Here is a 25,164-nt window from a genome sequence, read left to right as displayed (position 1 = left end):
GAACTTTTAGGGTATTCCCGATGCAGCTATCCGACTCCCTGCAACTTGCCGCGGCCTGGTTTCGCGTGCTCAACGCCGAGCAGCAAGCGCGCGTCGAGCGAGACCTGTCCGTGCAGCAAGCGGCCGCTGGGTCGATCATAGAGCGCAAAGGCGAACTCGCCCAGGCATGGATCGGCGTGCTGGCCGGCCTGGTGAAAGTATCGGTGGGCAACGCCGAAGGCAAAGTCGCGTCGCTCACCGGCGTGCCCGCTGGCGGCTGGATCGGCGAGGGTTCGCTGCTCAAGCGCGAAGTCCGCAAGTACGACATCGTGGCGCTGCGCGATTCCGTCGTCGCCCGCCTGCCCGCCGCCACCTTCGACTGGCTGCTCGACACCAGCATCCCGTTCAATCGCTACCTGCTGCACCAACTGAACGAGCGGGTCGCGCAATTCATCGGCAAGGCTGAATACGACCGCCTGCTCGACCCCGATGCCCGCGTGGCCCGCTGCCTGGCCGAACTGTTCAACCCCCTTCTGTATCCCGGCATGGGCATGCGCCTGACCATCACCCAGGAAGAGGTCGGTTACCTGGCCCGCGTCTCACGCCAACGGGCCAACCAGGCCCTGCGCAAGCTGGAAGAGGCGGGCCTCTTGAACGTCGAATACGGCGCCGTGCGGGTGCTGGACCTGGACGGCCTGAAACAATACGGCTCGGACCGCAGCGCCGTGGAAGGCGAGCACGTCGCCTGATCCCGGACAGGCTCCGGCCCATCCGATCCTGGAAAACCCTGGTACCGCACAGCCGCAAAAAAAAACTTGACGATAAATAGTGCGCTATTTAATATTGCGCAATGAAATCCAGATCCCAGCCGAAAGGCGTCTTCAACCCGCTGCTGCTAGACAGCCAATTGTGTTTCGCCCTGTACTCGACCTCGCTGGCGATGAACAAGGTGTACCGCAAGCTGCTGCGCGGCCTGGATCTGACCTACCCGCAATACCTGGTCATGCTGGTGCTGTGGGAAGGCGACGAAATCACGGTTACCGACATCGGCGAACGCCTGTTCCTGGACTCGGCCACCCTTACGCCGCTGCTCAAGCGGCTGGAAGCAGCGGGCCTGGTCACCCGCAAGCGGGCCCAGGAAGACGAACGCCAGGTCATCGTGACCCTCACCAAACAAGGCCGCGACCTGCGCAACCAGGCCGAAGCCGTGCCCCACGCCATCGCAGAAGCCGCCCAGTGCTCGCTGCAGGAAGCCCAGGGCACCATGAAAGCGTTGCACGAATTGCGGGAAAAGCTGGTCAGCAGTCTTTGAACCTTAGTCTTTGAAGTGGATGATGGCGGGTGCCGTCATCCGGCATTAAAGATAGCGCACGATGAAATTGTGTGCTATTTAATTAGGAAAGGCCGAGTCGGGAACGGTCCCGCCAGCCTGGCAGTCCCAACACAACCTTCCAAAAGGAACGCATCATGTCCATCGAAAAAGTCCTGTACCGCGCCCACGCCCACGTCACCGGCGGCCGTGAAGGCACCGGCGTATCCAGCGACGGCAACCTGAACGTCAAACTGACCACCCCCAAGGAACTGGGCGGCGCCGGCGCGGCCGGCACCAACCCCGAACAACTCTTCGCCGTCGGCTACTCCGCCTGCTTCATGGGCGCCATGAAGTTCGTCGCCGGCCGCGACAAGATCGCCATGCCCGCCAACGCCACCATCGATGGGGCTGTGGGTATCGGCCCGATCCCGACCGGCTTTGGCATCGAAGCGGAACTGAAGATCTCGTTGCCGGGGATGGATCGTGCTGAAGCGGAGAAGCTTGTCGCCGCGGCTCACATTGTCTGCCCTTACTCGAATGCTACGCGTGGCAATATCGACGTCACCCTGACGATTGAAGTTTGATCGCTGCGCGCGATCTGGGGCGCGGCCTGATTGGGCTAGGGTTGTTTGCTTAGGCAGGAGTGTTCTTGCTTAGGCCGCGCGTGGGGCTGGGCGTCTTGATGGCGAGCGCCCACGATTGCGGTCCGGAGCCTTCGCTCCGGACTGCCCCGTCGTCATCGTCGTCCAGGCCTTCGGCCTTTCCTTCCGATTCCCTCGGGCGCATCGAGGTTGCTCGCCATCAAGACGCCCAGCCCCACGCGCTACCGTTTTCGAGAAATGGGGCGTTGTTAGGCCGGGGGGTGGGGGGAGAGGTTTGCGTCGCTCGCCCCAGGCCGGCCGCGCGGGCGGCCTTTTGGGGCTTCGGCACCTTGCTGCGTCGTGACGATGTGCGCTGTGCGCTTGCATAAAGCGCTGTGCTTGTCAGTGTTACTGACGCGGCACGACCGGACAGATTTCTGTGTTTCTCGTCGCTATCGACGAGACATGACCTGGGCAGATGCTCGTGTTGTTGGGCGTTACCGACGGGGCACGACCCACGCCAGCAAGTCACCGCCACACCCCCCTTGAACGGCATCACTCCCTTCACTAGTACTAAGACTCCTCGCACGCTTACGGCATCCATCATCGCGACACCACCATCAGCGCGCAGCGCCACCCGTGGCCGCAAGACACCGCGTAAGCCCCAAAAGGCCGCCCGCGCGGCCGGCCTGGGGCGGGCCCCGCAAGATCTTTGGCGGTGCGCCAGCGCAACAAAAAGACGTCAAGCACGCAGCCCGTCCCAGCAACGCAAAAACCAAAGCAATCCTGAGCCCGGGGCGTCGGCTGCCCCTGGAGGGCGGGGCGTTAGATGCGCCCGAGGGAATCGGAAGGGAAGGCCGAAGGCCTGGACGACGATGACGACGGGGCAGTCCGGAGCGAAGGCTCCGGACCGCAATCGTAGCCCCGCCCTCCAGGGGCAGCCGACGCCCCGGGCGGCTAAAGAACGCAACCCGCGACCAGCAAGCAACCGCTAGTGCGCCCCACCCAAATAAGCCGCAACAACCGCCGGATCATGCTTGAGCTTGTCAGCACTCCCATGCACTGAAATCCGCCCGTTCTCCAACACATACCCGTAATCGGCTACGTTCAATGCGGCTGCTGCGAACTGTTCAACCAACAACATCGTCACGCCTTCGTCCTTCAGGCGCGCAATGATCCGGAAAACCTCTTCCACCAGGATCGGCGCCAAGCCCATCGACGGCTCATCCAGCAGCACCAGCTCCGGATTCAGCATCACCGCGCGCGCCATGGCCAGCATCTGCTGCTCGCCGCCCGACAGCGTTCCCGCCAGTTGCTCCCGCCGCTCCTTCAGCCGCGGAAACAGATCCATCGCCCGGCCCAGATCCGCCTGCACATCCCCTTTAGGCCGGCCGCCCGTCAGCCGCGGAAACGCACCCAGCAGCAGATTGTCCGTCACCGACAGCGTCGGGAATACCCGCCGGCCTTCCGGGGAATGCGCCAGCCCCAGGCGGGCAATGCGATGCGACTCCAGCCCGTCGATCCGTTTGCCGCTCAACGTCACCTCGCCCGCCGTCGGCCGGATCATCCCCGACAGTGCCCGCATCGTCGTCGTCTTCCCGGCTCCGTTCGAGCCGATCAACGTCACCACCTTCGCCTTCGGGACCTCCATGCTGATGCCGTGCAGCACCTTCACCTTCCCGTAGCCCGCTTCCAGATTCTTGATCGATAGCATGTTGTCGTCCTTGGCGTCAGGCGGGCGCACCGCCCAGATACGCCTCGATAACCTTGGCGTTGCTCTGCACTTCGTTCGGCAGGCCTTCGGCGATCTTCTGGCCGAAGTCCAGCACCGACACCGTGTCGCACACTCCCATCACCACATCCATGTGGTGCTCGATCAGGATCAGCGTAATGCCGTGATCGCGCACCTTGCGGATGATGGCCAGCAGCTCGACGATGTCCGGCGCCGTCAGGCCGGCCGCCGGTTCATCCAGCAGCAGCAGTTGCGGGTCCAGCGCCAGTGCACGGGCGATTTCCAGCAGGCGTTGCTTGCCGTAGGGCAGATTGCGCGCCTCTTCGCTGGCCATCGTGTCCAGCCCCACGAATTCCAGCAGCGCCAACGCACGGGCGCGTGCGCCTTGTTCCTCGCCCTTCCACTTGGGCGTGCGCAGCGCAATGCCCGCCAGCCCCGTCGTGAACGTATGGTGCAGCCCCACCAGCACGTTCTCCAGCGCCGTCATCTCGCCGAACAGCTGCACGTTCTGGAACGTACGCGCAATGCCGGTGGCCGCGATATCGGCAGGCACCAGGCCCACCAGCGACTTGCCCGAGAATTCCACCGCGCCCGCCGTCGGCACGTAGATGCCCGTCAGCACGTTCATCATCGTGCTCTTGCCCGAGCCGTTCGGACCGATCAGCCCGTGGATCGTGCCGCGCTTGACCGTCAGGTCCACCTGGTTCAGCGCCTTCAGGCCGCCGAACTGCATCAGCACGCCCTTGGCCGCGAGCAGGGTTTCGCCCTTGCCCTTGGCCGCTTCCGGCACCGCATCCTGTTCCTTCACCAGGTCCTTCTTCACCGACAGCGCCGCGCGGCGGGTCGAGAAGAACAGGTTGCGCACGAAGCCCACGATGCCGTCGGGCAGGTAGTACACGACGAACAGGATCATGGCGCCGAAGATCGTCAGGCGCCAATCCGTCACTGCATCCAGCCAATACGAGAACGCCGCCAGCAGGACCGTACCCACCACCGGCACCGCCACCCGGCGCGCCTCGGCACGGCCCTTGGAAACGGCCACCGCGCTACCCACCGTCACCAGGATCGCCACGCCCAGCGCGATCAGGCGGAAAGTGCCGATGTCGTCCAGCATCTTGGGCAGCAGCACGATGATTGACGCACCCAGCAGCGCGCCCGTGCGGCTCTTGCGTCCGCCCATGATGATCGCCAAGAGGAACAGGATCGTCAGTTCGAAGTTATAGGTGTTGGGCGAAATGTACTGTTCCGAATACGAATACAGCGCCCCTGCCAGGCCGGCGAACCCGGCGCTGATCACGAACGCGAACACCTTGTGCCGGTACACCGACACGCCCATGCAGTCCGACGCGATCGGGCTGTCGCGCAAAGCTTCGAACGAGCGGCCCAGGTGCGACTTCAGGATACGGTGCACCACGATCAGCGACAGCACCAGCAGCGCCGCGACCAGCCAGAAGTACTCGCTCTTGGTCAGGATGTGCCCGCCGATCGACGGCTTGGGAATCTTGATGCCCAGCGGCCCTTCGGTCATGAAGGTCATCTCGTTGATCAGGATCTGGATGATCGTGCCGAACGCCAGCGTCACCATCGCCAGGTACGGCCCCGTCACCCGCAGCGCCGGCAACGCCAGCACCGCGCCGAAAGCCGCCGCGATCAGGATGGCGGCGGGCAGCGTCACCCAGATGGGCATCTGCAGATGGAAGAACAGCACGCCAGCCACATACGAGCCGATGCCGAACAGGCCGGCGTGGCCCAGCGACACCTGGCCGGTATAGCCCACCACGATATCGAGCCCGAACAGCAGGATCGAATAGATCATGATCGTTTCGATCAGGTGCAGGTAATACGTGTTGGTCACGCCCAGCGGCACGGCGGCCAGGCAGGCCACGGCCACGATGGAAAGCAATAGGTGCAGGGGTTTCATCGCTTACACCTTCTTGATCGCGGTCTTGCCGAACAGGCCGGCGGGCTTGAAGGTCAGTACGAGCAGCAGCAGGACCAGTCCCGGCACGTCTTTGTACCCCGTCGAAAGATAGAAACCGGTGGTCGTTTCGGCGATCCCCAGGATCAGCCCGCCCACCACCACGCCCATGCCGCTGGACAGGCCGCCGATGATGGCAACCGCGAAGGCCTTCAGGCCCAGCACCGCGCCCATGGTGGCGCCGGTCAGCGTCAGCGGCGCCACCAGCACGCCCGCGAAGGCGGCGGTCAGCGACGACAGCGCGTACGAAAACGTGATCACCATGCCGGTGTTGATGCCCATCAGGCCGGCGGCGTCGCGGTCGTTCGACGTCGCAACGAACGCCTTGCCGTAGATCGACTTGCGGTTGAACACCTCCACCAGCAGCATCATGGCCAGCGCGCCGAACACCACCAGCAGTTCCATCGGCAGCACGTTGGCGCCCAGCACCTGGATCGGCGCTTCGGGCAGCGGCGAAGGAAAGCGCAGGTCGTCGCGGCCCCAGATGTTCTCGGCGACGTTCTTGAAAATGATGCCCAGGGCGATCGTGGCCATGATCCAGCCGAATTCCGACCGGGTCTTGATGGCGGGTCGCACGCCGATGCGTTCGACCAGTGCGCCCTGCGCGAATCCGAAAATGCAGACGATGGGAATCATCACCCAGTAGTTCACACCCAACCCGACGAGCGTCAGCCCGACCAGCGCGCCCAGCATCAGGGCTTCGCCCTGGCCGAAGTTCAAGGTGCCTGAAGTGGCGAAAGTGAGCTGGTACCCGAACGCGATGACGGCATAGATCATGCCTAGCGCGATACCGCTGTAGATAAGCTGTAGAAGAATCATGGTGTTTTTCGTGAGGCGCTTTGGTCCGGCCCAACCCCCTTGGGCAGAACGCTGTTGTCAGGCGGCTGCAGGCCGGCGCCCCGGGTGGGAGGCGCCGGCGGCGGCGGCCGGGCAGCCGCCGCGCTGTTGCTTCAGACGAACTTAGTTGGCCTTGACCACGCGGCCGCCCTTGACCTCGCCGATGACCACTTCCTTCGCGGTGATCGCGTCGTGGTTATCGTGGGTGAACGGCTTGTTGTAGGTCATCACCACGCCTTCGACCGGCGTCTGCAGGTTTTCAAGCGCTTCGCGGATCTTCGGGCCGTCGGTCGAGTTGGCCTGCTTGATGGCCGCGGCCAACAGGAAGATCGAGTCGTAGCCCTGGGCTGCCGACACCGGCGAGTCGATGCGGTTGTTCTTGGGCTTGAACTTGGCCAGGTAGGCGTCGATGAACGCCTTGCGCTTGGGGGTGTCCGGGTCCTGGATGAAGGTCTGCGGCATGCGCGCGCCTTCGCCGTTGGCACCGGAGTTGTCGATGTAGTTGGCCATCGACAGCGTCCAGCTGCCGATGATCGGCACCTTCCAGCCCAGCTTGGTCATGCCGTTGGCGATCTGGGCCAGCTCGGGGCCGATGCCGTAGGTCAGCACGGCTTCGGCGCCCGCGGCCTTGGCCTTGAGCAGCTGGGCCGTCATGTCGACGTCCTTGATGTTGAACTTTTCCACGGCCACGGGCTTGATGCCCTTGGCGTCCAGGGCCTTTTCCAGGTCTTCGCGGCCCAGCTGGCCATAGTTGGTCGAGTCGGCCAGGATCGCGACCTTCTTGAAGCCGCGGCGGGTGATGGCTTCCTCGACGATCATCGGGGCCTGGATGCTGTCGTGCGCCGCGTTGCGGAACACATAGTTGTCCGGGTATTCCGGCGCCTTGAACTGGTGCGTAATCACGCTGCCGGTGGCGACGTTGTTGAACACCGGGATCTTGGCGTCCTGGTAGAAGCGCTGCGACGCCAGGGCCACGCCGGTGTTGATGTATCCGACCGTGGCGGTGACCTGTTCCTTGTTGATCAGTTCCTGGGCGATCTGCACGCCGCGTTCATTCTTGGCTTCGTCGTCGCGCTCCACGGCGACCAACTGGCGGCCAAGCACGCCACCGCTCTTGTTGATTTCCTCGATGGCAAGGCGTACGCCGTCGCGCATGCTCACGCCCATGGAGGAAGAGCCGCCCGTATAGGGGCCGGCCACGCCGATCTTGATGGGGTCGGCGGCGTAGCCCGCGGCCGATACGGCAAATGCAAGGGTTCCTGCTAGCAGCTTCAAACGAAAATCCATGGATGTCTCCGTTGTAATTAGTAGAACTGCGTGGAAAACCGTGTGCCGGCGCCTGGCGGCGTGAAACAGGGGGGTGTGGCGGCGCGCTCCTGTGTTGCGTGTTGTGACTGTCTGCTTAATCGCTTACGCGAATCTGACCGGGCGGGGTTTTTCCGTGTAAATACCTAGTACGCGTGCACGGGTTGCGGGCCGGGCGCTGCGACGCAGCATGAAGCAGCAAGGAATTGGGGCGGACGCGGCGCGCAATGCCGGTTTTTGCGCGTGCGGCCATGTTCGGCGCATCCTAGCCAGCGATGCGCCTTGGTGCGCGGAATTTCCTTCCGCCCGGGCCTGGAAATTTATTCCGGCTTGGCCGCCAGGCCGCGTGGCCATTGGGCCGCGCGTTCGCAGACCTCGGCCAGCCATAGGGAAAACGCTTGGACCGGGCCACGCGGCGGTCGCGAGATCTCGGTGCACAGGTGGTACTGCGAGTCGCCGGGCGTTTCGATGTCCAGCACCCGCAGCAATTTGCCCTCGTCCAGCCATTCGGCGGCCAGGGTGCGGCGGGTCAGGGCGACGCCTTGGCCTGCTCGGGCGGCGGCCAGCATCATGCCCAGGTCCACCAGCCAGACCCCACGCGACGGCTCGGGCCAGTCCAGCCCCGCCGCCGCCAGCCAGGGGCGCCAGGGTTCCATCGGGCAGCGCAGCAGGGCGGCATTGGCCAGGTCGGCGGGGCGCCGGAAGGGGCCATGGGCATCACGGTAATCGGGCGAGCAGACCGCGAACACAGGGTCGAACGTCAGCGGCTGCGCATGCAGGCCAGGATATTTGCCGCTGCCAAAGCGGATCCAGGCGTCGGCGTTGGGCGGCATGATGTCCAGATAGGGAATGGACAGCATGATTTCCAGCTCGACCTCGGGATGGGCGGCGGTGAAGCTGGGGAGGGCGGGGATCAGGACCTGGCGGGCGAAGGTGGGAGTGGACACCACCCGTAGCGGTTCCAGCTTGGGTTCGCCGCGTTTGTGCAGCGAGGCGTCGGACAGCAGGTCCAGCGCGGTGCGCACTTGCTCCAGGTATTCGCGCCCCGCGGCGCTGAGGGTGGCGCCGCGGCTGCTGCGGATGAACAGGGACACGTTCAACTGGGCTTCCAGCGCGGCGATGCGCTTGCCGATGGCGCTGGCGGTGACGAACAGTTCTTCGCTGGCGCGCTCGAAAGAGCCCAGCCGGGCGGCCGCTTCGAACGCCTGGATGGCGGCCAGCGGCGGCAGGCGCACGTCTTTGGAAGGGGAGGGTCCGCGCATGATCGTCTGGCGGGCCGGCCATGCGCCCGACGAAAGAGTGGCAACCGGGCGATTATAAAAGTGCTGGGCCGAACAGTCTGTCCCCGTATTCCCTTACACGCCCTTGACCGCCAGACTGACGGCCAGGCCCGCCATGACTACGGCGATGACGCCGTCCAGCACGCGCCAGGCCGATGCGCTGGCAAAGAAGCGGGCGAACAGGCGCGAGCCGATGCCCAGCACGGCCAGCCACAACAGGCTGGCCGTGAAGGCGCCGGCGGCGAAGGCCATGCGGGCGTCCTCAAAGCCGTGGGCCAGCGAGCCCACCACCACCATGTCCAGCCAGAAATGCGGGTTCAAGAGCGAAAAGCCCAGTGCGCCCAGCATCGCGGCGCGGCGCGAAGGCACGACGTCGCGCGCAGCGGCCAGGCCGCCGGTGGCCGACCAGGCGCGGCGGGCCGATTGCAGGGCGTACCAGGACAGGAAGGCCACGCCGAACCACAGCACGGCCGTTGTCAGCCACGGGAACCAGGCGGTCAGGGCTTGCAGCCCCGAGACGCTGGCAAAGATGAAGACGGCGTCGATCAGGGCGCAGATGGCGACCACCGACAGCAGATGGGCGCGCATCAACCCTTGGCGCAGGATGAACGCGCTTTGCGCGCCCACGACGGCGAACAGGCCCAGCCCGGTGGCCGTGCCGCTGGCCCAGGCGGTGAGGAATAGGGGGGATGACAACGTGGCAAACATGACGCAGAACCTCTTGACTGCAACGCCTTGTGGCGGCGCTTGAAAACCGGGCCGGCAGCGTTGCGCATACCGGCAATGCATCATTTTCGCTTGCAGGGGATATGAAATACAGCTAATTTTCCTTCACTATCTTAAGTAAATCTAATCATATGAAGATCGATCACGGCAACCTGCGCGCCCTGGCGGCGGTGGTGCGCGAAGGCAGTTTCGACCGCGCCGCGCTGGCCCTCAGCGTGACCCCGTCTGCGGTATCGCAGCGGATCAAGGCGCTCGAAGACCGCATGGGCCGGCTGCTGGTCCAGCGCACCGTGCCGGCGGCCGCCACCGCCGACGGCCAGGTGCTGGTGCAGCTTGCCGAGCAGACGGCGCTGCTCGAGCACGACGCCCTGAACCGCCTGGGCGTGGCGGACGACGACGTGCCGCACGCCAGCATCCCCGTCGCCGTCAACCACGACAGCCTGGAAACCTGGTTCGTCGACGCGGCCTTGCAATTCGCCAGCCGCACCCGTGCCACCCTGGACATGTTGTCCGAAGACCAGGATCACACCGCCGCGCTGCTGCGCAACGGCTCGGTGCTGGGTGCCGTGACGACACTGGCCGACCCTGTTCAGGGCTGCCGCATCCATGCCTTGGGCAGCATGCGATATGTGGCGACGTGCAGCCCGGCGTTTCACAAGCGCTACTTTGCACAGGGCGTGAATGCGCAGACGCTGGCCCAGGCGCCCGTGCTGGTCTTTAACCGCAAGGACGCGCTGCAGGCCCGCTTCGCGCACAAGATCTCGGACCCGACGCCGTGGCAGCCGCCCGTCTGGTGGGTGCCGTCCACCCGCGCGTTCGTGCAGGCCACGCTGGGCGGGCTGGGCTGGACCATGAATCCACTGCCGCTGGTCCAGGAACATCTTGACGCGGGTCAACTGGTCTTGCTGCGGGGCCGCGCCTGGGAGGATGTGCCGCTGTATTGGCAGCATTGGCGGGTAAACTCCGAGGCGATGGAAGCTTTGACCGACTCGGTTCTGTCAGCCGCCCGCAGCCTGGTCCGGCGGCGTTAACCCCATAGGAGAACACCCCATGAACATCCGCAAGTTCGCCGCCGTTGCCGTCCTGGGCCTGTGCGCGGCCGGTTCGGCCTGGGCCAAGGACTACAAGGTTGGCGAGATCGAGGTCGACGACCTCTGGGTACGCGCCTCCGCCCCGGGCCAGTCCAACGGCGCTGGCTATATGGATATCGACAACGATGCCAAGACGCCCGACCGCCTGCTGTCCATCACGTCGGCCGCGGCCGAACGCGTCGAGCTGCACACGGTGGAAACCACGAACGGCGTGTCCAAGATGCGCCAGGTCGAAGGCGGCATCGCACTGCCGGCCGACACCGAGGTCAAGCTCAGCCCGGGCGGCTACCACGTCATGTTCATCAAGCTGAAGGCGCCCTTTGCCGAGGGCGGCACCGTGCCGGCTACGCTGAAGTTCGAGAAGGCGGGCGAAGTCGCGGTGCAGTTCAAGGTCAAGCCGGCGTCCTACAACCCCGGCATGAGCCACGATCATGGCGCGATGAAGCATTGATCCCGGCGGGCGGCCTGGAGGCCGCGCGCATGTAAAAACGGAGCCTTGCGGCTCCGTTTCTGTTTGGGCTTCGGTCCCGCGCCGGTCGGGCGCGGGAGCTTGGCCTGGCGGCCAGGCTGGGCCCTGCGGTTTAGTACAGACCCTGCTGGCGCATCGCGTCGGCCACCTTGACGAAGCCGGCGATGTTGGCGCCGTCCAGGTAGTTGACGTATTCACGCTCGCTGTGGCCGTGGCGCACGCAGTTCTCGTGGATGTCGCGCATGATGGCGTGCAGGCGCGTATCGACTTCTTCGCGGGTCCACGACAGGCGAGCCGAGTTCTGGGCCATTTCCAGGCCCGACACCGCCACGCCACCGGCGTTGCTGGCCTTGCCCGGCGCGTACAGCACGCGGGCGGCGATGAATGCCTTGGCGGCTTCCAGGGTGGCCGGCATGTTGGCACCTTCGGCCACGCACAGCACGCCGTTCTTGATCAGCGTCTGGGCATCGGCCAGTTCCAGTTCGTTCTGGGTGGCGCAGGGCAGGGCCACGTCCACCGGCACGTGCCAGGGGCGCTTGCCGGCTTCGTAGACCAGGCCGAATTGGCGCGCGTAGGTATCCAGGCGACCGCGCAGGTCGTTCTTGATGTGCATCAGCGCCACCAGCTTTTCGTGGGTGAAGCCGGCTTCGTCGACCACGGTGCCGTTCGAGTCGGACACCGTCACGACCTTGGCGCCCAGCGACATGGCTTTCTCGATGGCGTATTGCGCCACGTTGCCCGACCCCGAGACCGACACGCGCAGGCCGTCGAACGATTTGCCGACCCGCTTGAGCATTTCTTCGGCGAAGTAGACGGTGCCGTAGCCGGTGGCTTCCGGGCGGATCAGGCTGCCACCGAAGGTCAGGCCCTTGCCGGTAAACACGCTGGCGGTGGAGTTGGACAGCTTCTTCATCATGCCGGCCATGAAGCCGACTTCACGCGCGCCCACGCCGATGTCGCCGGCGGGCACGTCGGTGTCCGGGCCCAGGTGGCGGTACAGCTCGATCATCAGGGCCTGGCAGAAGCGCATGACTTCGGCGTCGGACTTGCCCTTGGGGTCGAAGTCCGAGCCGCCTTTGCCACCGCCCATGGGCAGCGTGGTCAGCGAGTTCTTCAGGGTCTGCTCGAAGGCCAGGAACTTCAGGATCGACAGGTTCACCGACGGGTGAAAGCGCATGCCGCCCTTGAACGGGCCGATGGCCGAGCTGTGCTGGATGCGGAAAGCGCGGTTGACCTGCGCCTGGCCCCGGTCATCGGTCCAGCACACCCGGAACTGGATCACGCGTTCCGGTTCCACCAGGCGCTCGAGCAGGGCGTGCTCGGCGTAGTGGGGGTGCTTTTCGATGAAAGGCCACAGGCTCAGCATCACCTCCTGGACGGCTTGCATGAATTCCGGCTGTTGCGGATCGCGCGCGGCGACGCCACGCAGGAAGTCGTCCAGACTCTGCACTTTCAACATGATCTCCTTGGGGGTGCTTCGAATAGGTGCGGGCATGCGCCGTTTTGGGGCGGCTTCTGCCCGTTTTGGTGCGCTTGGCACCGGCTTGGTGCGGAATTGTAGGGCTAATTTGTTGCCCTGCGCAAAGCCGAAAGATGCGCCATCACCTTGATATCAAAGCGCTTTTTTCTTTAATAAATGGTGACGCATAGCGGTTTGGCGGGTGATGGCCAAGGCCTGGTCGCCGCAGGGAAACCCGGGGAGCCTTGAAATCATAGGGGAATTTAATATGTCCCCAATAAATTCGAAGAAGATATTGCGTCGCCGGATCCGGGCTTCATAGGGAGATCCGTGGAGAAATGGCCCTGTACCAGAAATTCTGACTGGGTATCAGGCGGTGATATGTCCCTATTATTATTTTGCGAAAAATCAGACGGACGACCCCCTCCGGGCCGTCCGTCCGGCGCCGTTACAGCGTGGCGTCGTAGTCGATGGTCAGCGGCGCGTGGTCGGAAAAGCGTTCGTCCTTATAGATGGCGACGCTGCGCGCCCGGGCGGCGATGCCCGGCGTGGCGATCTGGTAGTCGATACGCCACCCGACGTTCTTGGCCCAGGCCTGGCCACGGTTGCTCCACCAGGTGTATTGGTCCGGGCGGTCGTCGATGGAGCGGAACACGTCCACGAAGCCGCGCTTGTCGAAGACGTCGGTGAGCCAGGCGCGTTCTTCAGGCAGGAAACCGGAGTTCTTCAGGTTGCCCTTCCAGTTTTTCAGGTCGATTTCCTTGTGCGCGATGTTCCAGTCGCCACAGATGATGAATTCGCGGCCGGTCGTCTTGTGCTCGTGCATCAGCTGGTCGATCCACGGGCCAAAGCGGTCCAGGAAGCGGTACTTGGCCTGCTGGCGTTCGTCGCCGCTGGAGCCGGACGGCAGGTAGGCGCTGACGACGGACAGGTTCTTCCAGTCGGCGCGGATGATGCGGCCTTCGGGATCGAATTCCTCGCAGTCCAGGCCGCTGACGACGCGTTCGGCCGAATCACGCAGGTAGATGCCCACGCCGCTGTAGCCCTTTTTCACGGCATGGTGGAAGTGACCCGTGTACCCGGGCGGGTGGCGCAGGTCTTCGGTCAGGTCCTCGTCGGATACCTTGATTTCCTGCAGGCAGAGCACGTCGGCGGCGTGCTTTTCCATCCAGGGTTGCAGGCCCTTGCGAAAGGCGGACCGAATGCCATTGAGGTTGATCGACGTGATGCGCAGCAAAGCGGGACTCCTGTAGAGCGGCCGAGGGCGGCCGGAACAATGGCAGGAATTTAACCGACTCGGCGCCGCTGCCAGAGAAAGCCCCCGACACCGGATAAAATGCGGGGGTTTGCCATCTCTCGGACCTTCCTCGCATGTCTGCCGCCCAATCCGCCCATCACGCTTCCGCCACCTCGCTCGAATTCGTCCGCTTCGCCCTGAACGAAGGCGTGCTGCGCTTCGGCAGCTTCAAGGTCAAATCGGGACGCATCAGCCCCTATTTCTTCAATGCGGGTCTGTTCAACAGCGGCGGTTCGGTCGGCAAGCTGGCGGGCTTCTATGCCCAGGCGCTGCTGGATTCGGGCGTGTCGTTCGACATGCTGTTCGGCCCGGCCTACAAGGGCATTCCCCTGGCGACGGCCACCGCCGTGGCGCTGGCCGGCCATCCGGCCATGCAAGGCCGCAGCGACGTGCCGTTTGCCTACAACCGCAAGGAAGCCAAGGACCACGGCGAAGGCGGCACCCTGGTCGGCGCACCGCTCAAGGGCAAGGTCGTGATCATCGACGACGTCATCACGGCGGGCACCTCGGTGCGCGAATCGGTAGAGATCATCCGCAACGCGGGCGCCGAACCGGCAGCGGTGCTGATCGCCATGGACCGCATGGAACGCGCCGGCCCGGACGACGCCCTGTCGGCCCATTCCGCCGTGCAAGACGTGGCCAAGACCTACGGCATTCCGGTAGTGGCCATCGCGTCGCTGGCAGACATCATGGCGCTGCTGCAAGACGATGCCGCGTTTGCCGAGCACCGTGACGCCGTGCTGGCGTATCGGACCAAGTACGGGGTGAAGTAAGGCGCTTGCGAGCCTGAAATGCAGGGCGGCCGAGTGCCGCCCTGTTGTTTTACGTCGGCGTTCAGCCGTAGCGCGCGATCGGTTCGGCCACACCATGGGGCTGGCCGTAGACCGCGATACCACTTGCTCGCGCAGCGTCGGCCAGCTTGCGGTCGAAGGTTGCCAGGCAGGCGTTGTTGCGCCACGCCAGTTCGACATAGCTGGCATCGTAGGTGGTTAGCCCGTGAGTCCGAGCCAGTTGATAGACCCGCCATATGCTGGACGTCGCAGCGTCCGGATCGGCGGAAATAGGTAGTCGGTCCAGCAACCGGGCGAACGATAATCGCTGGCCTTCGGTGATGTGTTGGCCGCGTTCGGCGCGCAACATGCCGTTTGCCACTTCCACTGGCCAGATGTGCGGCACCAGGTTCTGTGAGGCGTGGGCCACTTCAAGCAGATGCCGAGCCAGGTTTGACTCATGCATGTCAGTACGGCCCAGCAGCCAGGCCAGGGCGACGGACGCGTCGGGTACCAATCGGATCGGTGTCATTCGCGGCCTTCTTCGATCCAGGCGCGGATGACTTCGTGCGGGACGGGCGCGCCAGGGGCGAAGTGCTTCATCGCTTCCAGGGCATCATGACCATCGAGCGTGGTCGTGGACGAAGCAGGCGTGAGCCGGGCATAGGGCACGCCATCGATCGAGATGATGAAATGCTGGCCCTGGGTGACGGCTTGCAGGTGGTCGGCGAACCGGTGCAGCAGATCGCTGCTGCTGAGTTCGATGTAATTCATGGCCAAATCTCCAGTCGGAATCGACCAGATCATTCTTGGCCAAACAAAAGGCCGCGACAAGATGCCGCGGCCCTAGGATTGGTCTGATCTTGCACGCCGCCCCGAAGTCGGGACGGCGCATGGGGATCAGCTGTCCAGCTTCTGCTTGAGCAGGTCGTTGACCTGCTGCGGGTTGGCCTTGCCGCGGGCGGCCTTCATGATCTGGCCTACCAGCGAGTTGAACGCCTTCTGCTTGCCGGCGCGGTATTCCTCGACGATGGCCGGGTTGGCGGCAAGCACCTCGTCGATCATGGCGCCGATGGCGCCGGTGTCGCTGATCTGCTTCAAGCCGCGGGCCTCGATGATGGCGTCGGCCTGGCCGCCGTTTTCGCCTGCCCACATGGCGCCGAACACTTCGCGCGCGATCTTGTTGGAGATCGTGCCGTCGATGATGCGGTTGATCAGGGTCGCCAGCGCGGGGGCCTGCACCGGGGAATCGGCGATGGCCTTTTCTTCCTTGTTCAGCGTGGCGGCCACTTCGCCCATGATCCAGTTGGCGGCCAGCTTGGCCTGGCCGGCCGGCAGCGCGTGCGCCACGGCTTCGAAGTAGGCGGCCAGGTCGCGGCTGACGGTCAGTTGCGCGGCATCGTAGGCGGGCAGGCCGTATTCGGATTCAAAGCGGGCGCGCTGGGCGGCCGGCAGCTCGGGCATGGTGGCGCGCACTTCATCCACCCACTCGCGCGAGATGACCAGCGTGGGCAGGTCGGGGTCGGGGAAGTAGCGGTAGTCGTGCGCGTCTTCCTTGCTGCGCATGCTGCGGGTTTCGTCGGCGTCCGCGTCGTACAGGCGGGTTTCCTGGACCACGGTGCCGCCGTCTTCGATCAGTTCGATCTGGCGCCGCGCTTCATGGATGATGGCGCGTTCGAGGAAGCGGAACGAGTTGACGTTCTTGATCTCGGTGCGGGTGCCGAATTCCTTCTGGCCCACCGGGCGCACGGATACGTTGGCGTCGCAGCGGAACGAGCCTTCCTGCATGTTGCCGTCGCAGATGCCCAGCCAGACCACCAGGCTGTGCAGCGCGCGGGCGTAGGCCACGGCCTCGGCGGCCGAGCGCATTTCGGGCTCGGTCACGATTTCCAGCAGCGGCGTGCCGGCGCGATTCAGGTCGATGCCGCTGGCCGCCGAACCATTGGCCAGCGTGAAGTTGTCGTGCGAGGACTTGCCTGCGTCTTCTTCGAGGTGGGCGCGCGTCAGGTTGACGGTTTTTTCTTCCTCGCCCACGAAGAACGACAGCGAGCCGCCCACCACCACCGGCAGCTCGTATTGGCTGATCTGGTAGCCCTTGGGCAGGTCGGGGTAGAAGTAGTTCTTGCGCGCAAACACCGAGCGCGGTGCGATCTCGGCGCCCACGGCCAGGCCGAAGCGGATGGCGCGTTCGGCGGCGCCGCGGTTCATGACCGGCAGGCTGCCGGGCAGGGCCAGGTCGACTTCGTTGGCGTGGGTGTTGGGCGCGGCGCCGAATTGGGTGCTGCTGCCCGAAAAGATCTTGGAGTCGGTGGAAAGCTGCGTATGCGTTTCCAGGCCGATGACGATTTCCCAGTTCATTGTTTAGGCGTCCTGCTGGGCCGGCGAGGCTTTGTGCCAGTCGGTGACTTGTTGGTAGCGGTCGGCGATGGCCAGGAGGCGGCCTTCGTCGAAGTAGTTGCCGATGATCTGCAGGCCGACCGGGCGTTTGGCGCCGCCGTGATTGCCGAAACCGCAGGGGATCGACATCGCGGGCAGGCCGGCCAGGCTCACGCCCAGCGTGTAGACGTCGGCCAGCCAGTCGGCGGTGGGGTCGTCGCGGTTGTCGCCGATGTTCTTGGCGACCGTCGGGGTCACCGGGCCCATGATGACGTCGCACTGGCCGGCATAGGCGCGCTGGAAGTCCTGCGCGATCATGCGGCGCAGGCGCTGGGCCTGCAGGTAGTAGGCGTCATAGTAGCCATGGGACAGCACATAGGTGCCGATCAGGATGCGGCGCTTGACCTCGTCGCCGAAGCCTTCGGCGCGCGAGCGGCTGATCATGTGGTCCAGCCCGTCGTACTGCGTGGCGCGATGGCCGTAGCGCACGCCGTCGTAGCGGGCCAGGTTGCTGGAGGCTTCGGCGGGGGCGATGACGTAATAGGCGGGAATGGCCAGCTCGGTGCGGGGCAGCGACACCGGCACGCGCACGGCGCCCAGGGCCTCGAACTGGGCCAGGGCGGCTTCCACTGCGGCGGCCACGTCCGACGCCAGGCCGGCGCCGAAGTATTCGGCGGGCACGCCGATGCGCAGGCCCTTCAGGGGCTGGCTGCCGGCGGCGTCGTATCGGGCCTGGGCGGCGTCGAAGTCGCGTCGCACGCGGCCCGGCTCGTTGACGGCGCCGTCGCATTTTTCCAGGCTGGTGGCGTCGCGCGGGTCAAAGCCGCTGATGACGTCCAGCAGTTCGAGCAGGTCGCGGCTGCTGGGGGCCAGCGGGCCGGCCTGGTCCAGGCTGGAGCCGAAGGCGACCATGCCGTAGCGTGACACGGTGCCGTAGGTGGGCTTGATGCCGCTCACGCCGCACAGCGCGGCGGGTTGGCGGACCGAGCCGCCGGTGTCGGTGCCGGTGGTGGCGGCCACCAGGCGGGCCGCCACGGCCGCAGCCGAACCGCCCGACGAGCCGCCCGGCACGGCCGAGAGATCCCAAGGGTTCTTCACAGGGCCGTAGGCCGAGTTCTCGTTGCCCGAGCCCATGGCGAATTCGTCGCAGTTCAGCTTGCCCAGCGACACGGCGCCGGCCGCTTGCAGGCGCTCGACCACGGTGGCGTCGAACGGGCTGACGTAGCCGTCCAGCATCTTGCTGCCGGCGGTGGTACGCCAGCCGCGGGTGACGAAGGCGTCTTTGTGGGCGATGGGCACGCCGGCCAGCGGGCCGGCGTTGCCGGCGGCCAGCGCGGCGTCGGCGGCGCGGGCCTGGGCCAGCGTCAATTCGGCGTCAATATGTAAGAAGGCGTTCAGGCCGCTGGCCGCGTCGGCGGCGGCCAGCGAGCTTTGCGCCAGCTCGACGGCGCTGACCTGGCGTTGGGCGAGGGCCGCGCGCAGGGCGGCGATCCCCTCGAATTGGGTATGCAAGGCGGGTTTCGTCATGGCTTAATCTAGGACCTTGGGAACCAGGAAGAGGCCGTCCTGGGCATCGGGGGCGTTGGCCAGCAGTTCTGCGCGGCGGGCCTCCGAGGCGGTTTCCGTCACGGCGTCCTGGCGCAGGCGCAGCACGATGTCTTCGTGGGCGGACAGGGGGTGGGCCAGGGGTTCGACGCCTTGGGTGTCGACGGCTTGCAGCCGTTCGATCAGGTGGAGGATGCCGTTGAGCTCGGCCTGCGCGTGGGTGCGTTGGTCCGGGGTCAGTTCGATTCTGGCCAGCTTGGCAATGCGGGCCACATCTGTGTCATTGAGCGCCATGGGGATTGCAAATATCGAGAAGCGAAGGCCGAGGGGCGGGACTGGGCAGTATGCACATGCCAATACCGTTACAAAGCTTGAATAGCCTGCATTTATGCGCTATTTCCGGGGAAATTATAAGTTATGATTCACGGTTTAATCGCCGTGATGACAGGCGGACCCGACCTTTCTCGGGTCGTACGCCCCGCGGCATGACCCAATTCCCCCCAGAATTTAGCTGAGCTCCCATGTTCGGATTCCTGCGCAGTTATTTTTCCAGCGATATGGCGATCGACCTCGGTACCGCCAATACGCTGATTTACGTCCGCGGCAAGGGCATCGTGCTCGATGAGCCCTCCGTGGTCGCAATCCGTCATGAAGGCGGGCCTCACGGCAAAAAGATCATCCAGGCCGTCGGCCACGAAGCCAAGCAGATGCTTGGTCGAGTGCCCGGCAACATCGAGGCCATCCGGCCCATGAAGGACGGCGTCATCGCCGACTTCACGGTCACCGAACAGATGCTCAAGCAGTTCATCCGCATGGTGCACCCCCGCAACATGCTGGCGCCCAGCCCGCGCATCATCGTGTGCGTACCCTGCGGCTCCACCCAGGTTGAACGTCGCGCCATCCGCGAATCGGCGCTTGGCGCCGGCGCGTCCCACGTCTTCCTGATCGAAGAACCCATGGCCGCGGCCATCGGCGCCGGCCTGGCCGTGTCCGACGCCAGCGGCTCCATGGTCGTCGACATCGGCGGCGGCACCACCGAGGTGGCGGTCATCTCGCTGGGCGGCATGGTCTACAAGGGTTCCGTGCGCGTCGGCGGCGACAAGTTCGACGAAGCCATCGTCAACTACATCCGCCGCAACTACGGCATGCTGATCGGCGAACCCACCGCCGAACTCATCAAGAAGGAAATCGGTTCCGCCTTCCCGGGTTCCGAAGTCCGCGAAATCGAAGTCAAGGGCCGCAACCTGGCCGAAGGCGTGCCGCGCAGCTTCACGGTCTCGTCCAACGAGATCCTCGAATCCCTGACCGACCCGCTCAACCAGATCGTCTCTGCCGTCAAGATCGCCCTTGAGCAGACCCCGCCCGAACTCGGCGCCGACATCACCGACAAGGGCATTGCCCTGACCGGCGGTGGCGCCCTGCTGCGCGACCTGGACCGCCTGCTGCAAGAAGAAACCGGCCTGCCGGTGGTGGTCGCCGATGATCCCCTGACCTGCGTCGTGCGCGGTTGCGGCGAGGCGCTGGAACACCTTGAGAAACTGGGCGCGATCTTCATCAACGACTAATCCTGCCCGCCAGCCCGGAGCCCCGCTTTTCCACGGCTCCGGCCGCTGCGGGGGCGGCGGGCGCGGGCGCCCGGGCTGAGATTCATGCAACGACAAGGGACTCCCCCCCTATTCAGGCGCGGTCCACCCGCGGAGGTGCGGCTGGTCGTCCTGGTCGCCTTGGCGTTGGCCCTGATCATCATGGATTCGCAATGGCGCATGCTCGAACCGGCACGCCGTGCGGTGTCCGTGGCGCTATACCCCTTCCAGCGCGCCGTCATGGCGCCGCGCGACCTGGTGCAACAGGTCAATGAATGGGTCAACGCGGCCAACCTCATCCGTAGCGAAAACGAAGCGCTGCAACGCCAGCGAATCGAACTGGCCCAGGTGGCCACCCACGCGGCGCAGCTGGCCGCCGAAAACGCGCAATTGCGCCGCCTGCTGGGCGTGACCGACACCGTGGCCCAGTCGGCCGTGGTCGTGGAAGTGCTGTACGAACCCACCAATGCGTTCAACCAGCGGCTGGTCTTCAACAAGGGCAGCAAGGCCGGCCTGGCGCCGGGCATGCCCGTCATCGACGAAGGCGGCGTGGTCGGCCAGATCGTGCGCGTCACCCCCATGACGGCCGAAGCCGCCCTGGTCACCGACGAACAGGTTTCCATCCCCGTGCAACTGCTGCGCAATGGCCTGCGGCTGATTGCATTCGGCGGGAACTCTCCGGGCAAGATGGAGGTCCGTTACCTGGCTGCCAATGCCGACATCAAGGAAGGCGATACTATCGTCACCAGTGGCGTCGGCGGCCTGTTTCCCGCCGGCCTGCCGGTGGCCAAGGTAACCTCGGTCGAACGCGACACCGCTTCCGGCTTCGCGCGCGCCGTCTGCGAACCGCTGGCCCACCCTGAACGCTATCGCCACTTCCTGGTCCTGCAGGTGGATGTGGAACGTGCCGAGTCCAACCGTCAGGAGGTCGATTCCGGTGGATCGGACTAATCAATCATCAGGGCAACCCCGGCGCCGCCTGGGTACGCCCAGCAATGTGCAGCCCGAGCGCCTGTCCGGGCCGGCCCACGGCGTGTTCGTCTGGGGCACCATCATTTTGGTCTGGCTGGTGTCGCTGCTGCCGTGGCGGTTGTGGCAGGGCGCGCCCGACGTCCTGATCCTGATCATCGCCTTCTGGTGCGTGCACGAACCGCGCCGCGTGGGTCTGTTCACCGCCTTCTGCTTCGGCCTGCTGATGGACGTGCACGACGCCGGGCTGCTGGGCGAACACGCGCTGTCCTACACCCTGGTCGCCTATGGCGCCGTGGTGCTGCATCGGCGCCTGCAACGCTTCGACCTCTGGAGCCAGGCCATGCACATGCTGCCTGTGTTCCTGATCGCGCGCTTCGTCACCCAGATCATCCATGCCTGGCTGGCCGGCAAGTGGCCGGGCTGGGACTGGGGCATCAGCGTCGCGATCACCGCCGCCCTGTGGCCGCTGGCGGGCTGGGTTCTGCACTTGCCGCAGCGCGGTGCCGACGACGCCGAATCTTCCTCCGCCTGACGGCGGCGCCGCTTCATGTTCGAATTCAAGAAAACCGGCCAGCAGCAGAAGCAGCGTTTCCGCCTGCGCGCCTGGGTGGGCGGCGTGTTCGCGCTGGCCTGCTTCGGTGTGTTGGTGGGCCGGTTCTGGTACCTGCAGGTCGACCGCTACGAAGGCCTGTCCGAGCGCGCCGACCGCAACCGCATTGCGGTGGTGCCGATCCCGCCGCGCCGCGGCGAAATCCTCGACCGCAACGGCGAAGTGCTGGCGCGCAACTACCGCACCTACACACTTGAAGTGGTGCCCGCCCAGGCCGGCAACATGACCGCGCTGTTCGAGCGGCTGACGCAGGTCGTCTACATCAGCCCGGCCGACCAGCGCCGCTTCAAGCGCCGCGCGGCTGAATCCAGCCGCTACGCCAGCCTGCAGCTGCGCAACAACCTGAACGAAACCGAGGCCGCCTGGTTCGCCGCGCATGCCTTCCAGTTCCCGGGGGTCGAGCTGCGCGCCCGCTGGGTCCGCGAATACCCGCAAGGCGTGTCGGCCGCCCACGTGGTGGGCTACATCGGCCGCATCGCCGAAGGCGACAACGAAGAACTCGAACGCGCAGGTCTCCTGGGCAATTACCGTGGCACCGATGTCATTGGTAAGAAAGGTATCGAAAAAACCTGGGAAGAAGCCCTGCACGGCCGCACCGGCCTGGAAGAAGTCGAAGTCACCGCCGGCGGGCGCCCCATGCGCACGCTGCGCCGCATCGACCCCGTGCCCGGCTCAGACATCATGCTGTCCATCGACCTGGGCCTGCAGAAGGTGGCCGAAGAGGCCTTCGAGGGCCAGCGTGGCGCGCTGGTCGCGATCGACCCGGACACGGGCGAAGTGCTGGCCTTCGTGTCGCAGCCGTCGTTCGACCCCAACCTGTTCGTCGACGGCATCGACGTGGACAACTGGCGCATGCTGAACGAATCGCCGGACCACCCGCTGATCAATCGCCCGCTTTACGGCACCTATCCCATCGGTTCGACCTACAAGCCCTTCGTGGGCCTGGCCGCGCTCGAACTGGGCAAGCGTCGCGCCACCGACCGCATCTCCGACCCGGGCTACTACGAATTCGGCGGCCAGAAATTCCGCAATGCCGGCGGCGCGGCCTACGGCATGACCGACATGCACAAGGCGATCGTGGTGTCCTCCGACACCTACTTCTATTCGCTGGGCCCCGAAATCGGCGTGAACGCGCTGCACGATTTCACCAAGCAGTTCGGCTTCGGCCAGATCACCGGCATCGACCTCGAAGGCGAGAAGCGCGGCGTGCTGCCGTCCACCGACTGGAAACGTTCCGCCTACAAGGACAAGGACCGCCAGCGCTGGTACGCCGGCGAAACCATTTCGGTGGCCGTGGGCCAGGGCTACAACGCCTTCACGCTGCTGCAGCTGGCCCAGGGCACGTCCACGCTGGCCAACAACGGCCTGTACCGCCGGCCGCACCTGGTGCACGCGGTACGCGACCCGCGCACCGGCGTGGCCAAGCCCACCGAGTCCGCGCCCGACTACCGCATCCCGCTCAAGCAGGCCAACGTCGATGTCATCAAGAACGCGATGGCCGACGTGGTCCGTGCCGGCACGGCCCGCCGCGCCTTCGCCAACGCGCCGTACCAGGCCGCCGGCAAGACCGGCACCGCCCAGGTGTTCAGCCTGCGCGGCGGCCACTACCGCGCCAGCGCCATCGACGAACGCCTGCGCGACCACGCCTTGTTCATGGGCTTCGCGCCGCTCGAACACCCGCGCATCGCCGTCTCGCTGATCGTCGAGAACGCTGGCTGGGGCGCCAGCGTGGCCGCCCCGGTCGCCCGCAAGGTGTTCGATTACTGGCTGGCCAAGGATCGGCAGGACAAGATCGTGCGGCCGGACCGCAACGCGCCGTTGGCCACCGTTGAAACCATTACTTCCGACGTGGTGCGCCGACCATGAAGCGTCTCGGCCTGATCCTGTTGCGCGTCTTCACGGCTTTCGACTGGCCGCTGCTGGCCATCCTGATGATGTTCGCCGCGCTGGGCCTGACCGTCATGCATTCGGCGGTGGGCGGCACCGATTGGCGCTTCGCCGAACAGTCGCGCAACTTCATCATCGCGTTCTTTGCCATGTGGATCATGGCGCTGATCCCGCCCAAATGGCTGATGAAGCTGGCGCTGCCGTTCTATGTGGTGGGCGTGGTGCTGCTGCTGGGCGTGGAATTCTTCGGCGAGACCAGCAAGGGCGCGACGCGCTGGCTGAACCTGGGCGTGACCCGCATCCAGCCCTCTGAAATGATGAAGATCGCCGTGCCCATGATGCTGGCCTGGTACTTCCAGCGGCACGAGGGCGCCGTGCGCATCCGCGACTTCCTGGCCGCCGCCGCCATGCTGGCCGCGCCGTTCGGCCTGATCGTGCTGCAACCCGACCTGGGCACCGCGCTGCTGGTGTTCGGCGCCGGCTTCTTCGTCATCTACTTCGCCGGCCTGTCATTCAAGCTGCTGGTCCCGGTGATGCTGGCCGGCATCATCGGCATCGGCACGCTGGTCTACTACGAAGACCAGCTCTGCGAACCCGACGTCAACTGGGTCGTGCTGCACGACTACCAGAAGCACCGCGTCTGCACGCTGCTCAATCCCAGCTCCGACCCGCTGGGCAAGGGCTTCCACACGATCCAGTCGATGATCGCGGTGGGCTCGGGCGGCGTGTACGGCAAGGGCTACATGAAGGGCACGCAGACGCACCTGGACTTCATCCCCGAACGCACGACCGACTTCATCTTCGCGGTCTACGCCGAGGAATTCGGCCTGTATGGCGGCATCGCAATTTTGGTGCTGTACGGCCTGATGATGGCCCGCGGCCTGACGATCGCATCCCGCGCCTCGTCCCAATTCGGCCGCCTGCTATCCGGCGCGCTGACGATGATGCTATTCATCTACGTGTTCGTGAACGTGGGCATGGTGACAGGCATCCTGCCGGTGGTGGGCGTGCCACTGCCCTTCATGAGCTACGGCGGCACAGCCCTCTTCACCATGGGCATCGCATTCGGGATCATGATGAGTATTAGTCGGCATAGGTCGGTTAAGGCTTAAAGGCGTTGTCTTCGTAGGTCGCCGAGGGCGAGGGGCTTCGTGGTGGCGGGCGCCCACGATTGCGGTCCGGAGCCTTCGCTCCGGACTTGCCTAGGCGGCCCCCCCTTCGTCATCTTCGTCCAGGCCTTCGGCCTTCCCTCTCAAGAAACTCCCGTCAAGCTGCTGATTTGTTTGGGGTTTTTTCACGGAGTCTCTGGAAGTGGCGTGAGGCTATAGCCCATCGCCTGGGCGCGCTTGGTCAAGTGATGCATGACGCGCTGCTT

The 25,164-nt window shown here is 65.2% G+C and carries 24 protein-coding genes; 11 read left to right on the top strand and 13 right to left on the bottom strand.

What is annotated here, in order from left to right; all coding sequences use genetic code 11:
- The first annotated feature begins 20 nt into the window (after positions 1–20).
- The 3 genes from AC6LJ2_RS07345 to AC6LJ2_RS07335 all read left to right on the top strand — a co-directional run bounded on the left by AC6LJ2_RS07345 (position 21) and on the right by AC6LJ2_RS07335 (position 1,875).
- Positions 21–728 carry a Crp/Fnr family transcriptional regulator gene (locus tag AC6LJ2_RS07345; RefSeq protein ID WP_263912918.1) on the top strand — a complete coding sequence of 236 codons (708 nt, stop codon included), beginning with the start codon at positions 21–23 and terminating at the stop codon, positions 726–728.
- A 101-nt stretch (positions 729–829) separates the two neighbouring features.
- Positions 830–1,291 (top strand): MarR family winged helix-turn-helix transcriptional regulator, encoded by a 462-nt coding sequence (locus AC6LJ2_RS07340; protein WP_498151088.1) that lies wholly within the window; start codon positions 830–832, stop codon positions 1,289–1,291.
- A 155-nt stretch (positions 1,292–1,446) separates the two neighbouring features.
- Complete coding sequence (locus AC6LJ2_RS07335; RefSeq protein ID WP_263912916.1) at positions 1,447–1,875, top strand: organic hydroperoxide resistance protein; 429 nt, start codon at positions 1,447–1,449, stop codon at positions 1,873–1,875.
- A 988-nt stretch (positions 1,876–2,863) separates the two neighbouring features.
- Here the strand turns inward: AC6LJ2_RS07335 and AC6LJ2_RS07330 are convergent.
- From AC6LJ2_RS07330 to AC6LJ2_RS07305, 6 genes are all read right to left on the bottom strand, one after another.
- Entirely contained in the window at positions 2,864–3,586 is a 723-nt protein-coding gene (locus AC6LJ2_RS07330; RefSeq protein WP_498151087.1) for an ABC transporter ATP-binding protein, read from the bottom strand.
- Between the two features lie 16 nt (positions 3,587–3,602).
- Positions 3,603–5,525 carry a branched-chain amino acid ABC transporter ATP-binding protein/permease gene (locus AC6LJ2_RS07325; RefSeq protein ID WP_498151086.1) on the bottom strand — a complete coding sequence of 641 codons (1,923 nt, stop codon included), beginning with the start codon at positions 5,523–5,525 and terminating at the stop codon, positions 3,603–3,605.
- 3 nt (positions 5,526–5,528) lie between these two features.
- A complete protein-coding gene (locus AC6LJ2_RS07320; protein WP_025136577.1) occupies positions 5,529–6,401 on the bottom strand; it encodes a branched-chain amino acid ABC transporter permease in 873 nt (290 codons plus the stop codon).
- Between the two features lie 141 nt (positions 6,402–6,542).
- Entirely contained in the window at positions 6,543–7,706 is a 1,164-nt protein-coding gene (locus AC6LJ2_RS07315; RefSeq protein WP_263914825.1) for an ABC transporter substrate-binding protein, read from the bottom strand.
- A gap of 338 nt (positions 7,707–8,044) precedes the next feature.
- Entirely contained in the window at positions 8,045–8,986 is a 942-nt protein-coding gene (locus AC6LJ2_RS07310; protein ID WP_263914826.1) for a LysR substrate-binding domain-containing protein, read from the bottom strand.
- A gap of 93 nt (positions 8,987–9,079) precedes the next feature.
- A complete protein-coding gene (locus tag AC6LJ2_RS07305) occupies positions 9,080–9,712 on the bottom strand; it encodes a LysE/ArgO family amino acid transporter (RefSeq protein ID WP_263914827.1) in 633 nt (210 codons plus the stop codon).
- 149 nt (positions 9,713–9,861) lie between these two features.
- Here AC6LJ2_RS07305 and AC6LJ2_RS07300 point away from each other — a divergent pair, with 149 nt between their 5' ends.
- Positions 9,862–10,761: a LysR family transcriptional regulator ArgP gene (locus AC6LJ2_RS07300; protein WP_263914828.1), complete on the top strand. Its 900-nt coding sequence runs from the start codon at positions 9,862–9,864 to the stop codon at positions 10,759–10,761.
- A 19-nt stretch (positions 10,762–10,780) separates the two neighbouring features.
- Positions 10,781–11,272, top strand: coding sequence for a copper chaperone PCu(A)C (locus tag AC6LJ2_RS07295; RefSeq protein WP_263914829.1), 492 nt, complete (start codon positions 10,781–10,783; stop codon positions 11,270–11,272).
- Between the two features lie 130 nt (positions 11,273–11,402).
- Here AC6LJ2_RS07295 and gdhA read toward each other — a convergent pair whose 3' ends face one another.
- Together gdhA and AC6LJ2_RS07285 are read right to left on the bottom strand one after the other, a co-directional pair.
- On the bottom strand, positions 11,403–12,749 hold the full coding sequence (gene gdhA / locus AC6LJ2_RS07290) for an NADP-specific glutamate dehydrogenase (RefSeq protein WP_263914830.1): 1,347 nt from the start codon (positions 12,747–12,749) through the stop codon (positions 11,403–11,405).
- Positions 12,750–13,197: 448 nt separating this feature from the next.
- Entirely contained in the window at positions 13,198–13,986 is a 789-nt protein-coding gene (locus tag AC6LJ2_RS07285) for an exodeoxyribonuclease III (RefSeq protein ID WP_263914831.1), read from the bottom strand.
- A gap of 134 nt (positions 13,987–14,120) precedes the next feature.
- Between AC6LJ2_RS07285 and pyrE the strand changes: the two genes are divergently transcribed.
- Complete coding sequence (gene pyrE / locus AC6LJ2_RS07280; protein WP_263914832.1) at positions 14,121–14,819, top strand: orotate phosphoribosyltransferase; 699 nt, start codon at positions 14,121–14,123, stop codon at positions 14,817–14,819.
- Between the two features lie 61 nt (positions 14,820–14,880).
- Here pyrE and AC6LJ2_RS07275 read toward each other — a convergent pair whose 3' ends face one another.
- The 5 genes from AC6LJ2_RS07275 to gatC form a co-directional block, all read right to left on the bottom strand.
- The gene (locus AC6LJ2_RS07275; protein WP_263914833.1) at positions 14,881–15,348 is read right to left on the bottom strand and encodes a type II toxin-antitoxin system VapC family toxin; all 468 of its coding nucleotides are present in this window, start codon (positions 15,346–15,348) and stop codon (positions 14,881–14,883) included.
- Complete coding sequence (locus tag AC6LJ2_RS07270) at positions 15,345–15,590, bottom strand: type II toxin-antitoxin system Phd/YefM family antitoxin (protein ID WP_175191530.1); 246 nt, start codon at positions 15,588–15,590, stop codon at positions 15,345–15,347. Before AC6LJ2_RS07270 ends, AC6LJ2_RS07275 begins: the two co-directional genes overlap by 4 nt.
- A 126-nt stretch (positions 15,591–15,716) precedes the next feature.
- Positions 15,717–17,174, bottom strand: a complete 1,458-nt coding sequence (gatB, locus tag AC6LJ2_RS07265; protein WP_263914834.1) for an Asp-tRNA(Asn)/Glu-tRNA(Gln) amidotransferase subunit GatB — start codon at positions 17,172–17,174, stop codon at positions 15,717–15,719.
- 3 nt (positions 17,175–17,177) lie between these two features.
- Positions 17,178–18,719, bottom strand: a complete 1,542-nt coding sequence (gene gatA / locus AC6LJ2_RS07260; protein WP_498151085.1) for an Asp-tRNA(Asn)/Glu-tRNA(Gln) amidotransferase subunit GatA — start codon at positions 18,717–18,719, stop codon at positions 17,178–17,180.
- Between the two features lie 3 nt (positions 18,720–18,722).
- Complete coding sequence (gene gatC, locus AC6LJ2_RS07255; RefSeq protein WP_263914836.1) at positions 18,723–19,031, bottom strand: Asp-tRNA(Asn)/Glu-tRNA(Gln) amidotransferase subunit GatC; 309 nt, start codon at positions 19,029–19,031, stop codon at positions 18,723–18,725.
- A gap of 227 nt (positions 19,032–19,258) precedes the next feature.
- Between gatC and AC6LJ2_RS07250 the strand changes: the two genes are divergently transcribed.
- From AC6LJ2_RS07250 to rodA, 5 genes are all read left to right on the top strand, one after another.
- Positions 19,259–20,302 (top strand): rod shape-determining protein, encoded by a 1,044-nt coding sequence (locus tag AC6LJ2_RS07250; RefSeq protein WP_006216320.1) that lies wholly within the window; start codon positions 19,259–19,261, stop codon positions 20,300–20,302.
- 84 nt (positions 20,303–20,386) lie between these two features.
- Positions 20,387–21,271: a rod shape-determining protein MreC gene (gene mreC, locus AC6LJ2_RS07245; protein WP_025136563.1), complete on the top strand. Its 885-nt coding sequence runs from the start codon at positions 20,387–20,389 to the stop codon at positions 21,269–21,271.
- Positions 21,258–21,824: a rod shape-determining protein MreD gene (gene mreD, locus AC6LJ2_RS07240; protein ID WP_263914837.1), complete on the top strand. Its 567-nt coding sequence runs from the start codon at positions 21,258–21,260 to the stop codon at positions 21,822–21,824. Before mreC ends, mreD begins: the two co-directional genes overlap by 14 nt.
- A gap of 15 nt (positions 21,825–21,839) precedes the next feature.
- Positions 21,840–23,768 (top strand): penicillin-binding protein 2, encoded by a 1,929-nt coding sequence (gene mrdA / locus AC6LJ2_RS07235; protein WP_445657776.1) that lies wholly within the window; start codon positions 21,840–21,842, stop codon positions 23,766–23,768.
- Positions 23,765–24,901: a rod shape-determining protein RodA gene (rodA, locus tag AC6LJ2_RS07230; protein ID WP_175191533.1), complete on the top strand. Its 1,137-nt coding sequence runs from the start codon at positions 23,765–23,767 to the stop codon at positions 24,899–24,901. Before mrdA ends, rodA begins: the two co-directional genes overlap by 4 nt.
- Positions 24,902–25,164: the final 263 nt, after the last annotated feature.

The sequence above is a fragment of the Achromobacter sp. 1014246743 genome (genome assembly GCF_059760725.1).
This window is presented reverse-complemented; position numbering and strand designations above follow the sequence as displayed.

Excerpts from the sequence above, each read along its gene's own strand:
- AC6LJ2_RS07345 (WP_263912918.1), top strand. The coding sequence starts at position 21 with ATGCAGCTATCCGACTCCCTGCAACTTGCCGCGGCCTGGTTTCGCGTG.
- AC6LJ2_RS07340 (WP_498151088.1), top strand. The coding sequence starts at position 830 with ATGAAATCCAGATCCCAGCCGAAAGGCGTCTTCAACCCGCTGCTGCTA.
- AC6LJ2_RS07335 (WP_263912916.1), top strand. The coding sequence starts at position 1,447 with ATGTCCATCGAAAAAGTCCTGTACCGCGCCCACGCCCACGTCACCGGC.
- AC6LJ2_RS07330 (WP_498151087.1), bottom strand. The coding sequence starts at position 3,586 with ATGCTATCGATCAAGAATCTGGAAGCGGGCTACGGGAAGGTGAAGGTG.
- AC6LJ2_RS07325 (WP_498151086.1), bottom strand. The coding sequence starts at position 5,525 with ATGAAACCCCTGCACCTATTGCTTTCCATCGTGGCCGTGGCCTGCCTG.
- AC6LJ2_RS07320 (WP_025136577.1), bottom strand. The coding sequence starts at position 6,401 with ATGATTCTTCTACAGCTTATCTACAGCGGTATCGCGCTAGGCATGATC.
- AC6LJ2_RS07315 (WP_263914825.1), bottom strand. The coding sequence starts at position 7,706 with ATGGATTTTCGTTTGAAGCTGCTAGCAGGAACCCTTGCATTTGCCGTA.
- AC6LJ2_RS07310 (WP_263914826.1), bottom strand. The coding sequence starts at position 8,986 with ATGCGCGGACCCTCCCCTTCCAAAGACGTGCGCCTGCCGCCGCTGGCC.
- AC6LJ2_RS07305 (WP_263914827.1), bottom strand. The coding sequence starts at position 9,712 with ATGTTTGCCACGTTGTCATCCCCCCTATTCCTCACCGCCTGGGCCAGC.
- AC6LJ2_RS07300 (WP_263914828.1), top strand. The coding sequence starts at position 9,862 with ATGAAGATCGATCACGGCAACCTGCGCGCCCTGGCGGCGGTGGTGCGC.
- AC6LJ2_RS07295 (WP_263914829.1), top strand. The coding sequence starts at position 10,781 with ATGAACATCCGCAAGTTCGCCGCCGTTGCCGTCCTGGGCCTGTGCGCG.
- gdhA (WP_263914830.1), bottom strand. The coding sequence starts at position 12,749 with ATGTTGAAAGTGCAGAGTCTGGACGACTTCCTGCGTGGCGTCGCCGCG.
- pyrE (WP_263914832.1), top strand. The coding sequence starts at position 14,121 with ATGTCTGCCGCCCAATCCGCCCATCACGCTTCCGCCACCTCGCTCGAA.
- AC6LJ2_RS07275 (WP_263914833.1), bottom strand. The coding sequence starts at position 15,348 with ATGACACCGATCCGATTGGTACCCGACGCGTCCGTCGCCCTGGCCTGG.
- AC6LJ2_RS07270 (WP_175191530.1), bottom strand. The coding sequence starts at position 15,590 with ATGAATTACATCGAACTCAGCAGCAGCGATCTGCTGCACCGGTTCGCC.
- gatB (WP_263914834.1), bottom strand. The coding sequence starts at position 17,174 with ATGAACTGGGAAATCGTCATCGGCCTGGAAACGCATACGCAGCTTTCC.
- gatA (WP_498151085.1), bottom strand. The coding sequence starts at position 18,719 with ATGACGAAACCCGCCTTGCATACCCAATTCGAGGGGATCGCCGCCCTG.
- gatC (WP_263914836.1), bottom strand. The coding sequence starts at position 19,031 with ATGGCGCTCAATGACACAGATGTGGCCCGCATTGCCAAGCTGGCCAGA.
- AC6LJ2_RS07250 (WP_006216320.1), top strand. The coding sequence starts at position 19,259 with ATGTTCGGATTCCTGCGCAGTTATTTTTCCAGCGATATGGCGATCGAC.
- mreC (WP_025136563.1), top strand. The coding sequence starts at position 20,387 with ATGCAACGACAAGGGACTCCCCCCCTATTCAGGCGCGGTCCACCCGCG.
- mrdA (WP_445657776.1), top strand. The coding sequence starts at position 21,840 with ATGTTCGAATTCAAGAAAACCGGCCAGCAGCAGAAGCAGCGTTTCCGC.
- rodA (WP_175191533.1), top strand. The coding sequence starts at position 23,765 with ATGAAGCGTCTCGGCCTGATCCTGTTGCGCGTCTTCACGGCTTTCGAC.